The 13,704-nt window shown below is 39.4% G+C and carries 6 protein-coding genes; 2 read left to right on the top strand and 4 right to left on the bottom strand.

Annotated features, from left to right (window positions below; translation table 11 throughout):
- Positions 1 to 98 precede the first annotated feature (98 nt).
- A complete protein-coding gene (locus tag SJY45_RS11220; RefSeq protein WP_215437676.1) occupies positions 99 to 2,477 on the top strand; it encodes a GAF domain-containing protein in 2,379 nt (792 codons plus the stop codon).
- On the opposite strand, the gene SJY45_RS11215 is transcribed toward SJY45_RS11220, so the two are convergent.
- Positions 2,474 to 3,676 (bottom strand): Pycsar system effector family protein, encoded by a 1,203-nt coding sequence (locus SJY45_RS11215; protein WP_215913767.1) that lies wholly within the window; start codon positions 3,674 to 3,676, stop codon positions 2,474 to 2,476. The genes SJY45_RS11220 and SJY45_RS11215 overlap by 4 nt on opposite strands.
- Positions 3,677 to 3,715: 39 nt before the next feature.
- Between SJY45_RS11215 and SJY45_RS11210 the strand changes: the two genes are divergently transcribed.
- Positions 3,716 to 7,441, top strand: coding sequence for a metallophosphoesterase (locus SJY45_RS11210; RefSeq protein WP_400070754.1), 3,726 nt, complete (start codon positions 3,716 to 3,718; stop codon positions 7,439 to 7,441).
- 27 nt (positions 7,442 to 7,468) lie between these two features.
- On the opposite strand, the gene SJY45_RS11205 is transcribed toward SJY45_RS11210, so the two are convergent.
- The 3 genes from SJY45_RS11205 to SJY45_RS11195 all read right to left on the bottom strand — a co-directional run bounded on the left by SJY45_RS11205 (position 7,469) and on the right by SJY45_RS11195 (position 13,482).
- Positions 7,469 to 8,335 carry a hypothetical protein gene (locus SJY45_RS11205; protein ID WP_400070752.1) on the bottom strand — a complete coding sequence of 289 codons (867 nt, stop codon included), beginning with the start codon at positions 8,333 to 8,335 and terminating at the stop codon, positions 7,469 to 7,471.
- Positions 8,336 to 8,522: 187 nt separating this feature from the next.
- Positions 8,523 to 9,875, bottom strand: a complete 1,353-nt coding sequence (locus SJY45_RS11200; RefSeq protein WP_400070751.1) for a vanadium-dependent haloperoxidase — start codon at positions 9,873 to 9,875, stop codon at positions 8,523 to 8,525.
- A 259-nt stretch (positions 9,876 to 10,134) separates the two neighbouring features.
- On the bottom strand, positions 10,135 to 13,482 hold the full coding sequence (locus tag SJY45_RS11195; protein ID WP_400070749.1) for a VCBS repeat-containing protein: 3,348 nt from the start codon (positions 13,480 to 13,482) through the stop codon (positions 10,135 to 10,137).
- Positions 13,483 to 13,704 lie beyond the last annotated feature (222 nt).

The following is a 13,704-nucleotide window of genomic DNA, read 5'->3' as shown; positions in this document are numbered from 1 at the left end:
TATCTAAAAAAAGCGACGAAAGGCATAAAGTTTGTTTTAACAAAACATTATTTTCTTTTGTAACTTTAAGGAGGTATTTGCGACTTATAAGAACCGTGATGAACGAAGATAGTAAAATAGATTTGCCAATTATACAGCTCATTAGCTTTGATAAGCTTTTGCGGCAGTATGATGTTATGGCCAAAAGCGATAACATTACGGCTGCGAAAATGGCACAGCGCATTATAGATGCGGCCAAACCCTACCCGGAATTACGCGCAGGGTTTAATGACGTTGCTTTGCTTGAAAAACACAAGGATGTCATTAATATAATTTTACAGGATATCTTTTCGGAAGTTCTTACCAACAACGAAATAAAGGCGGCTTCTTTGCCCTATGACAATATCATTTTTAATTCCTCTAAGCGGTTTAAGAAAATATTAAAAGATGCCGGAGGTGATGACTTCTTGCCTCAAATGCGGAATTTGCCCGAACACCAAATGTATATTGTGGCATGTACCGTAATCCTTAATTTTCATTACGGGTTCAATTTTGATTTTAAAAGACCGTTTTTTTACGATATACCGGATAAAAACGGTGTAATGCGCCACTATAGAATTCTGTACAATGCAGATTTTATGGAGATTTTGCCAACGGACAAGGCAAAGGAACTCACTCAGAAAGATGTGGATGAGTTGTTGGACAATTTTGATAATATAGACTTGTGGAAAGAGAAAATACCGCCACATAGTTTTGTTTCAAAAGGTTTTGTTATCTCCAATATGTTTGATGTTACGGCGGAGCATTCTATCTCTGAAATAAAATCTAGCCTGATTGCTAATGACAAGCGAAACAGCAAGAATTTCATGGATAATCTGCAGGAAACCTTTAGGTCTTTCTTCAATACGCCCAACATGAAAGCTGGTTTTGTAGAGTACAATGCCAAAGACAATCGTTTTGAGAGGGTGTATGCCAGTGGTATGGAAAGTTTCCTCTTAAGGGAAAGGGATTCAGTAGCCTGTGCCAGTACCTTGTGCCAAAAGTCCTACCGCAAATTACTGGAGGAGAATAGTTATTTTGCCATTTCGGACGTAGATAGGTATTATGAAACTGCTGACGAAATGTCTCTTTTTAAGGGATTAAAGGAGCAAGGTATCAAAAGTGCTATTTTGGCACCTATTGGGCAAAATGGAAACCTTTTAGGAATTTTAGAGCTTGTAGCTTATGAAGTTAATGCCCTTAATAGTGTTAATGCTAATAAGTTAGAGGATATAATGCCTTTTATCGTATCTGCGGTATTGCGTTCTAAAATTGAGGAGAGCAACCTGATCGATGCCGTGATCCAAAATGAATGTACATCGGTACACGATTCCGTATACTGGCGTTTTGAGGAAGAAGCTAAACGCTTTGTAAAAGATTCTACCGAAGGAAGAAACCCAACGTTCAGGGAGATTGTTTTTAAGGATGTGTACCCTTTATATGGGCAGGTGGATATAAAAAATTCTTCCCAAGCTAGAAACATAGCTATACAACGGGACCTTATGATTCAGTTGTCTACTATTGGTAAGGTCCTTGAAGAGGCTTGGCAGAAAACAAAGCTGCCTATTTATGAGGAGTTGATGTTTAGGGTAAATAATCATACGGACAGTATTAAGGATAGCCTCCACACCAATAGTGAACAGGCCATCTTTAATTTTGTAACCGAAGAGATAAATCCTGTTTTCTCTCATTTAAAAAAAACTGATGAGAACTTGAAGAACCTGATTCTTTTCTATGAATCGTCGGTTGATATGGGTACGGAGTCTTACTACGATCACAGACGTAACTATGATGAGAGCGTTACACAGATCAATATGAAGTTGGCTGGGTTAATGGATAAAAAGCAGAAGAATGCCCAAGCCATGTTTCCTCACTATTTTGAAAGGTATAAAACAGATGGTGTTGAGCACAACATGTATATAGGCGAAGAAATCGTAGGTGATCGCGATTTTGATATGCTTTATCTCAATAACCTTCGTTTATGGCAGTTACAGGTCATGTGCGAAATGGAGAATGCGCATTACGCCCTAAAGCCTAAACTTCCGGTGCCTTTGGACGTGGCATCGCTTATATTGGTGTACAGTACCTCACTTTCTATACGTTTTAGAATGGATGAGAAACGTTTTGATGTAGATGGCACATATAACGCGCGTTACGAGATTATCAAAAAGCGTATAGATAAATCCTATATAAAAGGAACCAATGAACGTTTGACCCAAGCGGGAAAAATGGTCATTGTCTATTCGCAGAAAAAAGATGAGCTAGAGTATCTAAGATACATCACATTTCTCCGCTCCAAAGGGTATTTTACCGGAAAAGTAGAAATTGTTGAGCTAGAAGGTCTACAAGGTGTTAGCGGATTGAAAGCCATTAGGGCAGACATTCTCTACAAGACCAAGCAAAACAATGAGGAAAAGACGTATACCTATGAAGACCTTATGAACGAATTAAAGGCTTAGGTAGGTAACTCAATTATTCTTTCGGGACCGTAGAATTTCAACGCTACAAAAAATGCGATTACGGATAGGGTCATTCCTATCATAAAGATGGTATAGGTCCAACGTAATAGTTTATACTTTCTATCCAATACAACTCCCAAAAAGTAAAGATCTTTGGTTAGGGAGTCGTAAACATATTTTTGGTCTTTAATCAACTCCTGTATGGCCCATTCATAATCCTCAAGTTTCATTTTATGAAAATTTCCAAAGAACAATAAATTTACTTTCTTCTGTTGTACATCTTCTTTAGAAAACTCACCACTAGTAACATTGGGTCGCGTTGCCATAACGGACATAATCATGGAAATAACACTGAATAGCACAAAAATACCTGCAGGAATGACTAAATAATCGTTAGAGGGGTTGTCTAATTTTGGTATAAGATTGGAAAGCATTAATGAGATGATAATTGCATTTACGGATAACAAAATGTTCGCCTTTGTATCTGCAATATCACTCAACTTTAGGTGGTTGCGCATAGTAACACGAAACATGGTCTGTATGCCCCTTTCCGGACTTTGGTTCTTTAGTTTTACTTTAAGTTCCTCTTTCTTTAGGGTCTTTTTTTGTTTCTTATCGCGCTTTACTAATTTTCTAAGGTTATCGTCCTTGCCTTCTTGCCAATTCTTAAGTGCGTAGTCCGTATAAAAACGATGCTCTGTCTGGAACATCTTAATATTGGCTCTACGCCATTCCTTTGGTGAATGCTCTGCAAGACCCAATAATTGTAATTCTTGCCGCAGCATTTCACAGGTTTCCCCATAGCTGGATTGTGCCAGATGGGATGCATCTGCGTCCCTTATGATTTCTTCCATTAGATTCTGCGGCTCATAGCCTCTTTTTGTAGCCATAATAAGATTGCAGACCGTTTCAATGGTTTGTGCACTACAATCTTGGCTTGCAAGAAATTCTTTAGCTATTTCGCAGCTGCTTTCTTCGTGATTTTCAACACCACGGGTGTAGCCTGTGTCATGAAGCCATGCGGCTAGTGTTATTGCGTCACTATCAACAGTGTTTAAGTTATAGAAATCAAGCAATTCTTTAGTACTTTTGACAACTCGTTGGGTATGCCTAAGATTATGATACAAATAGTTGGTATCTAAATCTTTGACTAATAGGTTGATTGCAAATTCTTCGGTTTTTGATAGTAAATCCGGCATAAAAAAATATTTATGGTTCCAAATTACAAAATATTGAGAATGAATAGTATTCTATTGGGCAAACATTTTGCTTTAATAGCATTGGTGGTATTGTTCGTGGGATGTGCGACCTCCAAGACCAAGTATGCTAATGAGGAAGGAAAAGAGGATGTTTTTACCACCAAAACAGTAGCCCATACGTTTTACCTTATTGGAGACGCCGGACTATCTCCTATGAACGGTATGAACGATGCACTTAAAATTTTCAAGAGCAAGTTAGATGATGCGGACAAAAATAGTACAGCACTATTTTTAGGGGATAATATTTACCCTGCAGGACTTCCAAATCCTAAAGATTCTACCGCAGCGTACATTAAGGCCAAGAACGATTTGGATGCGCAATTAAAGACTCTGGATAATTTTAAGGGAGCCCCTATTTTTATACCGGGCAACCATGATTGGTATACGGAAGGTTTGGTAGGTTTGGAACGAGAACAAGATTACATTCAGGAACAACTGGACAGTAAAGATGTTTTTTTTCCCGAAGATGGTTGTCCTATAGAAACCATAGAGGTAACGGATAACATTACCGTAATTGCAATAGATACGGAGTGGTACTTGACCAATTGGGACAAGCGCCCTGATATTAATGATAAATGCGATATTAAAACGCGCGATGCGTTTTGGCTGGAACTCGAAGACGAAATTAAAGACAACCGGCAGAACACCACTATAATTGCTATGCACCATCCTATGTTTAGCTACGGTCCGCACGGAGGTCAATATTCCACAAAGGCGCATTTGTATCCCAAAGGAAAAGTTGGTCCTTTGCCTATTCTAGGAAGTTTTGTAAATCTTTTAAGAAGAACTACAGGGGCATCTATAGAAGATATGAGTAACAAACGGTATACAGAACTCAGGAAGCGGTTGTTGACCTTGGCCCAATACTCGGAAAAAGTTATTTTGGCTTCGGGACACGAACATACGTTGCAATATATTGTGGAGGAGAATACTCCTCAAATAGTGAGCGGTTCCGGGGCCAAAACGGGAACTACCCGTCTCTTGAACGGCAGCAAATTTTCTACGGGGCAAAGGGGTTATGCTACCTTGGAGGTTTATACGGACGGTTCTTCTCAAGTTAGATACTTTGGAGTAGATGATAATAAGGACGAGGAATTTTTATTCACTTCACAAGTCTTACCACCGGACAGAAAGTTATTTAAAGGTAAGTATGATGAGAAATTTCCGGCTACGGTAAAAGCTTCGGTTTATTCCGAGGATGAAATAGATAGAAGTGGTTTCTTCAAGTTTCTATGGGGAGACCGGTACCGTAAATACTATGCCACAAAAGTTGAAGCCCCAACGGTAAATTTGGATACTCTTATGGGAGGTCTTGTTCCCGTTCATAAAGGAGGAGGACATCAATCAAAATCATTGCGATTAAGGGATAAGGATGGTAAGGAATTTGTAATGCGGGCCCTTCGTAAGGATGCGGAACTGTATTTGCAGGCCATGGCCTTTCAGGAACAATATGTAATGGGTGATTTTGAAAATACCTATACAGAAAATTTCCTTCTTGACTTTTACACAGGATCTCACCCTTATGGGCCTTTTACTACGGCAGAGCTATCCGATGCCGTGGGACTATACCATACAAACCCGGTACTTTATTATGTGCCAAAGCAACCCGCTCTTAAGGATTTTAATGAATCCTTTGGAAATGAGCTATATATGATAGAGGAACATGCCGGTGACGGTCATGGAAATTTAAAGAGCTTTGGGTACGCCAATGAACTAAAGAGTACCAATAGCATGCTGGAAGATTTACGGGACGATGAGAAATATGCCGTAGACTCTGAAATGTATTTAAGAGCGCGACTTTTTGATATGGTTATGGGCGATTGGGACCGTCATGTAGATCAATGGCGTTGGGCAGAATTTAAGGATAAGAAAAATGATAAGGTTCTTTATAAACCAGTGCCTAGGGACCGTGATATGGTGTATTCTAAACATGGTGATGGTTTTTTTATGAATCTGGCCACAAGAATAATTCCGGCTTTACATTTAATGGAAGGTTTTAATGAAGAAATAAGAAACGTAAAAGGTTTTAACTCTTCGCCAAAAACCTATGTTTTGGATATGGCGCTTTTGACCGAAACAACCCCAGAGCAATGGCAAGAACAGGCTAAGTTCATTCGGGAGAACCTTACCGAAGAAGTCATTGATAAAGCGTTTGCCCACTTTCCTAAGGAGGTGAGGGATGAAACGGTAGCAGAAATTAAAAGAATCTTATTGGCGCGATCCGCTAAAATTGAAGAAACTGCGCAGACCTATTATGGCGTTCTTAACAAATATGCGGTAGTGGTAGGAACCGATAAGGATGATTGGTTTGAGGTGAACGTCTTGAATGATAAAGAAACAGAGGTAAAAGTCTATAGGAATATAAAAGGTGAAAAGGACAAGTTGTTTTTCTCCAAGGTTTTCAATAAAAATAGCACCAAAGAGGTTTGGGTTTATGGGCTGGATGATGATGATATATTTGAGGTAAACGGAGATGAAAGAAGTGCTATTAAGATACGTTTGGTGGGTGGCCAGAACAATGATATTTATAGGGTAGGCCAAGGCGGTAACATAGCCGTTTACGATTATAAAACAAAGAAGAACACCATAGAGGAATTGAGCGGCGCCAAATTAAAACTTACGGATGATTATAACACCAATAACTACTTGCCACTGCAAATTAGGAATTCTGTAAATCAAATTATACCTACTATTGGTTATAACCCTGATGATGGCGTTAAAATAGGAATTAGTGATACCTATACGTACAACGGTTTCAGGCAGAACCCTTTTACCCAACAACATAAGGTAGATGCTTCCTTTTACTTTGCGACCAGTGGTTTTGAACTAGGGTACAGTGGTGAGTTTGCCCATGTTTTTGAAAATTGGAATTTACACTTGGGAGCTCGTTTTACCAGTCCGAACTTTGCTATCAATTTTTTCGATTTTGGTAATAGTACCGAGAATTTTGATGACGATTTAGGAATGGATTATAACCGAGTGCGTTTACAGACACTTAAATTTGCTCCGGCCTTGGTATGGCGAGGTCAATACGGGGCTAAGTTTAAAACTGGCGTATCTTACGAATCCATAGAGGTAGAAGAGAGTGATGATAGATTTATCAACACCTACTATCAGGCTAACGGTGAGGAGACCGGTAATAAATTTGTAGGCGTTGATGCGGAGTATTCGTATGCCAATACGGATAATGCTGCTTTTCCAACTATGGGAATGTCTACATCGCTTACAGCAGGATATAAAAGAAGTACTGATAACGGAAATGCTTTTGGTTATGTTATTCCCAGTCTTGCTTTTGATTATAAATTAATACCTAGTGGTAGATTGGTTTTAGCTACAAAATGGAAGGCACATTTTAATATAGGCGACGATTATGAATTTTATCAAGCGGCCAGTATTGGGGGTATTGATGGATTAAGAGGATTTAGAAACCAACGGTTTACCGGTAAAAAATCTTACTATCAAAATACGGATATCAGATATAGTCTTAGGAAAATAAAGACACAACTTCTACCATTGGCCATGGGGTTTTATGGTGGCTTTGATTATGGAAGGGTGTGGTTGCCCATGGAAAATTCCAAAGAATGGCATACCTCATACGGAGGCGGATTTTTTCTCAATGGAGCCGATATTGTCACAGCGCGCATGGCACTTTTCAATAGTGATGATGGCTTGCGCTTCTCCTTTGGTGTAGGTTTTGGTTTCTAGCGCAAAATGAATAGCAGGGGCAGGCGTTTATTTAAGCGTATACTTATATAGATTTCCGCCCTCTTTTTTTGTCTCTTCATCAGAAAGTAAAAGGGTGGTATTATCTACAAAACTCACAGATTCTAGTTGGGTACGTACCATGAGGTCCGTTTCTTTTAAGGTGCTTTCGGGTAAATTTTCCAAATCAAATTCAGATAAGGTCCAAAGCTTTCCTGCTCCTAAAAGGACTACAGTTTTTCCATCGGGAGAAATATCGGCAGAAGTAACTTTACAAGTATCCCAGTCATCACATGTTTTTATCCTGCCCAAGTATTCGGCATCATAATCTCCTTTGGTATCGGGAACTCTATATATTAGTGATTCTCCGTTAAACGGATTAGCCCTATTTTTTGTAAAAATATAAAGGTAGTTGTTATAGTGAAAGAAAGCTTCAGCATCATAATAACGCTCTTTTTTTTTAGGAGGAAAACGTTTTTGCTCGGGGTATTTAAAGACTATTTGCTCAGCGGTAATATGGTCTCCGGTTTCATATTCGGGGTTGGGGAGTTTATAGATTACCAAATCTTTACGGTCACTAGCGTTATTGCCAAAGTCACCTATATATAAGTTGCCTTTTTTGTCTTCCGTAAGGTCTTCCCAATCATGGTTTTTGGCATTTTTCACCTTAAACTCCTTTAGGATTTCTCCTTTAAAATCCACTTTGGTAATGACATCATCATTGCCGCTGTCCTCAATGAACCATGCTGCATCATTTGTGTACGTAGCTATCCCGGAATTTTCCTTTAGACTACTTGGTAACTTTGATACATAAGCTAACTGACCGTGATTGGAACAGCTATAAAAAAGAAAAAGAGCCATGACTTGGAGTGAAAAGTGTTTTGCCATTACTTTCATTGCAACGTGTTTTTAGGAAGCAAAGGTACACTCTATTCCTCTTTTTGGTCTTGTATAGGCATGAAAATTTCAGCTTTCCACTCTAACTTGTTTCCGTGCTATTTGTGCAGGATGATTAAGCGGGTGTCCTTAAATTTATAGAGAGCTGTGCTCTCAATAGCAGAGCTTAATTATAAAAAAGTTAGGCTCAGTTTTGGGCCGTTGTGTTGTTGTTTTTCATTTTGAGTTTTTCAACTACGAACTTGCCCAAGTCCCTGCCTTGTTTAACACCCACTTCAACCGCAGCTCGGTAATGAATACCTCCGTACATTCTACTGATTGCGGCTTCATTGGCGGCTTGCTCAAAGGATGTAAAACTACGGATTGGAAGGCCATAAGGTACTTCTGTATCGTCATCAAAAGCAAAATTTTCGCCAAAAACATCCGTTAGGGCTACTGAAGCCGCTCCGGAAACAACGCTATGTCCACTCGTATACTCAGGAAATGGTGGGGTCTGCAATACCGGTTTCCAACTGTCATCTATATGTTGGTTTATCAGGGTTTCAGGGCGAATAAGGTTACTTCTGTACTTTTCGTCCCAACAGCTTATAAACGCATCTGCCATTGCTACTGAGGCCTTGGTATACGCGTATAAGGCTTGATGGAAGTCACTGTTGGTTTTGCGCGCTGCAATTTTTGCTATACCCATCCAGTGTGCTCCCGGAGTTATTTTCTTGGTTGCGAACATAAGGTGACCCCGTGTAACGGAAACATAAGGGTTGCAATCCCAAAATTGAGCAATTTGAATTTCTTCGGAAGCATCACCTTCTTCTGTAATTTTATTACTTATATCATATACTTCTTTGAGCTCTTTATAAAAAGGAGAATCTTCCTCAAGGGAAAATGCCGGTGGAGGAATTGGTTTGAATTGTGCTGCGGAGTCTATTGCAAATGGTCTTATTTTATTCCAGTGGGGTTCAATACCGTCCATGTAAGCAGGAGGAGTAGGCTGCCATCTTGTTTCATCGTCTGCATCTACCGTAAATTTGGGCATGGTTCGCGTTTGTGCATAATTGTCTTTGCTCATCCATTGGGCTATATGGTCCGCTACCTGTAGGCCATACTCTTTGGAACTATTGAACAGAACTGGGTTCTTGCCTTGCCATATCGTATAAAGACTATTGCGTAAAGCTTCCATCCGGTCTTCTGAAAATATCAGCCTTTTGCTTAGTTCCATATGCGCAACGATTGCAGCAAGGTCATAGTTTACAGTTTGCGTAGTGTCAGGAGCAGGAATTGGCGCAAGTCCGTTTAGTTGTCCTGCCAGCGGTCTGTATTCGTCATTAGCCATAGCCATAATCTCATAAGCGGCAACGTTAGGATAGGCGAAAATTCTACTGGCTACAGGAGGGGAGAATATATCATGAATCATAATCTCCGTTACCTGGTCTATTGAAGCGTTAAGATCTTCTGGGCTAATAGTAATAGATTCTTCTTTTTGCGGGGCTTTACACGAAATCGCAAAAACAAGCGAAAGCAGTACGATAAAAATCTTATTCATTTGTCTTTTGTTTTCTTTTCAGCCTATAGATTTGGGGGCTGTCATTATTTATGGTAACCAAGAGGTACTTTTCTGCTCCTAAATTAAGGATATTCAAATCTCTTACGGATTTTTGACTAAGGTCTAACCCGATTCTAGCGCTTAAAATTACATTATTTTCACCTTTAATCAAGGCGCCCGCAAAAGAATCGAGATAAGGTTGGTTTAAAACGTACTAAGCTCAGTTTTCCAGCTTGTTTGAAATATTTGAAAATGACATTTAGTCTAAAGCATAAATTTTAGGTGCACTATCGTTTATGGCAGCAATAAGAAAGGTTTTTCCGCTTTTGTCTTTAAATTGTTTCAGATGCTTTACCTCTTCCTTAATAAAAAAACCGCTGGTGTTATAATCTTGCCATTTAAAGTTCAGGTTTCCATCGCCTAAAAGCACATTACCGTAGCTGGCATCCAAACGGGAATATTGTGGCTTGAACTCAAAGTTGTTCCCGGCCATGATAAGGTCTAAATCTCCGTCCTTATCAATATCGGTACAAGTAATACCGCAAACGCATGATAGTTGAACACGCGATGGCAATTTTTTAATAGTGAATTTGCCACCACCTTCGTTAATTGCAATTACGGATTCCATAGTGTTCGCTTCTTTAACGATGCTACGATCAAAAATCTCTTTTGGAAAAAGTTCCCCTATGGTTTTCTTGGCGTATTCGGAAGCTTTTAAACTTTGCTTTTTCAAGGACACGATTTGTCCGGTTAATTCTTTTTTCTGGTGGATGGGATAATCCTTTCCGTCAAAACCTCGGGTAGTAATCTGTTCTAATGTGCCATTGTTGTCATAGTCGTTAATCCATAGTTTCATGGGGTGCTCTTTATCGGCTTCGTAGGGCACGTTTGTACCTTGGTTACCCAATATTAAGTCCATGTCGCCATCTTTGTCAAGATCTACGGCTTCTACCGTATTCCACCAACCGTATAAGCTGTCAAGCGATGTAGAAAGCCGACTAAGCCGTCTTCCGGAATTCTTATAAATGTTAGGTCTGCCCCAATCGGATACGGTGAGCAAATCTTTCTTGTCGTCGCCATCTATATCTGCCCATACGGCATCCGTAATCATACCGGCATCTTTAAGGTCGTATGCTAGCCTTTCGGTGGCATCAATGAATTTTCCTTCACCTTGGTTCTCTAAAAACAGATGGTCCGGATCAACACCATAAGTGCCCACCACACTTCTGGAGCCAACAAAAAGGTCAATATCACCATCATTATCAAAATCCTGTGGCGAAATAACCGAAATGTTCTTAAAGGCCGAAGGTAGGTCTTCCGTACTTTTGCTGAAATTCCCTCTTCCGTCATTTAGGTATAACCTAGGCTTATATGAATTTTCCTTATTAATACGATTACCACCTGTGCCTATGACCAAATCTTGGTCGCCATCTCCATCGGCATCAAAAAATGCAGCGGCCGTATCGTCAAAATCAATATCTAAGTTCAGCGGTTTTTTTGAGAGCTTCCCGTTTCCGGAATGGGTGTATACTATGCCGGATTGGCCCTCTGCGCCTCCTATAAAGATATCTTCGTTACCATCTCCATTTACATCGCCTATTGCTAATGCAGGGCCTTCTTGAGATATAAGTTTGGAAATAAGCCCTTCGTAATCAAAATCTTGATACGAATCTTCTTTGTGTGATTCTAACTTTGTTTCGTTTATTTCGGTGAGTAGTGTCTTTTTGTTCGATGGTTTTTGTGGAACATATTTTTCTGTGGCATCCGATCGTTTTAATGTTAAAAGCTGATCAGCAGAAATGTTTTTCAGCTTCTGCGTATAATCATCGGGCCAAATAACACGAAGAGAATCTACCGTACTGGTCTCGCCAAGACCAATATCCATTACATAATCTACTGAAGATTGAAAGCCACGTGAAGGAATCAATTCCTGAAAGACAATTTGGTCTTTGTAGTACATTTTTATACTGGCACCTACTGCAAAGGGATTCTGACCTTGCCCCTCAAACTTTAGCTTGATGTAATGATTATCCGTGGTTTCACTAGTATTGTTTTTATATACGAACGATTGCATGTTTACATTGTTGACGACTAAGTCAAGATCACCGTCGTTATCTAAATCTCCATATGCCGCACCGTTGGATAAGCTAGGTAGCTCAAATCCCCATTCTACCCCTGCATCGTTAAATGTAATATCACCATTATTGCGATAGGCATAGTTGTGCTGTGGAGCAACTGGCATTTTGTTTATAATGGAATCTATAGATTCTTTTTTACCGGTAAGGGCCATTTTTTGTATGATTTCATTGGCAAAGAAATCTATAAAATCAAGATCGGTAAGGTCATGGTTTACGCCATTGGTGATAAATATATCGCGCAGACCATCATTGTCCATATCAAATAATAATCCGGCCCAACTCCAATCTGTTTTTGCTACGCCGCTATGATAGGCTATTTCCGAAAACGAACCGTTACCATTGTTCAGTTGTAGTGTATTTTGAATGTACTGCTGATAAAAATCTTTGCTCTGCTTTAGTTTAAAGACATTATAACCTTCAAATTCCATAACCGATTTAACCCGCTGGTCACCTTCCGGAAGCATATCTGTAATAAAAATATCCGCATGACCATCATTGTTAATATCGGCCATGTCTATGCCCATTGCCGACAGCGATAGGTGAGAGGTCCATTCTTTTATTTCTTCTTTAAAAGTGCCATCCTTTTGATTGATGTAAAGGTAATCGCGCTCATAAAAATCGTTAGAAACATAGATGTCCGGCCAAAGGTCTCCGTTAATATCACTTACCATAACACCAAGACCAAATCCAATTAAGCTACCATAAATGCCGGCATCTTCACTTACATCCGTGAATTTTCCATTATCATTTCGTAAAAGCATGTCGCCAACACCTCTAAAAATGTGTGGAACACCCTCCCAGTCTTGAGCCCGAACGCTCCGTTGTTCTGCGTAGCCCAAACTGCTAACGGGTATGTTGCTGTTATTTAAGATGTAGGCATCTAGGTCTCCGTCTTTGTCATAATCAAAAAAAGAGGCATGTGTGGAGAAACCGGTTTCCGCAAGATTGAATTCTTTTGCTTTTTCCGTAAAAGTAAGGTCTCCATTATTGATGTAAAGGTCGTTATCATGGTTGTTGCCTTCCATGTTCCCGGCATTACTTACGTAAATGTCCAGTAAACCGTCTGCATTAATATCTGCCATGACCACTCCTGTAGACCACGGTTTGTTGCCAGTAACACCGGCTTTTTCAGAAATATCCTCAAACTTAAAATCGCCTTTGTTCAGGTAAAGTTTGTTAGGCCCCATATTGGCAGAAAGGTAAATGTCTGCCAATCCATCATTATTGATATCTCCGATAGCTACTCCGCCCCCGTTGTAGAAATTACGGTATTTGAATATGTTGAAATTCTTCTGGTTCTCTACGGCGTTGATAAAATCAATACCTGTTTCCTCTCCCGGTATTAGACTAAACAGGGTTTCTTTCTTTGGAGTCTCGAGAGTTTTTTTCTCCTTTTCTGAATTACATGAAATATGTATTAGAAAAGCAAATATCAAAAAAAATCTAAAAAAAAATGTTTTGCCGTTCATGTTAAAAGGAGTGTTGTATGGTATCATCTACTGCAATATCATGAATTGTGGGTGCTTCTGCAATAGTTGGTTAAGGCTTTTTTGAAAATTATTGAACTCTATCGTTTTCGTAAGTAAATTTCAATTAAATGAAACTTTACATTCGGTTGATTTATAGCGATTTGTTATTGGTGAGTGGCTTCTAATTTTTGAAATAAAGTTGTGGGTTCTTGCTTTTTTTCT

The organism is Zobellia russellii (assembly GCF_044597075.1).
Taxonomy (GTDB): domain Bacteria; phylum Bacteroidota; class Bacteroidia; order Flavobacteriales; family Flavobacteriaceae; genus Zobellia; species Zobellia russellii.
Note: the sequence above shows the minus strand (reverse complement) of the source record. Positions and strands in the feature narration are given on the sequence as shown.

What these genes read in the sequence shown, in the direction of transcription:
- SJY45_RS11220 (WP_215437676.1), top strand. Translation starts at nt 99, where the DNA reads ATGAACGAAGATAGTAAAATAGATTTGCCAATTATACAGCTCATTAGC.
- SJY45_RS11215 (WP_215913767.1), bottom strand. Translation starts at nt 3,676, where the DNA reads ATGCCGGATTTACTATCAAAAACCGAAGAATTTGCAATCAACCTATTA.
- SJY45_RS11210 (WP_400070754.1), top strand. Translation starts at nt 3,716, where the DNA reads ATGAATAGTATTCTATTGGGCAAACATTTTGCTTTAATAGCATTGGTG.
- SJY45_RS11205 (WP_400070752.1), bottom strand. Translation starts at nt 8,335, where the DNA reads ATGAAAGTAATGGCAAAACACTTTTCACTCCAAGTCATGGCTCTTTTT.
- SJY45_RS11200 (WP_400070751.1), bottom strand. Translation starts at nt 9,875, where the DNA reads ATGAATAAGATTTTTATCGTACTGCTTTCGCTTGTTTTTGCGATTTCG.
- SJY45_RS11195 (WP_400070749.1), bottom strand. Translation starts at nt 13,482, where the DNA reads ATGAACGGCAAAACATTTTTTTTTAGATTTTTTTTGATATTTGCTTTT.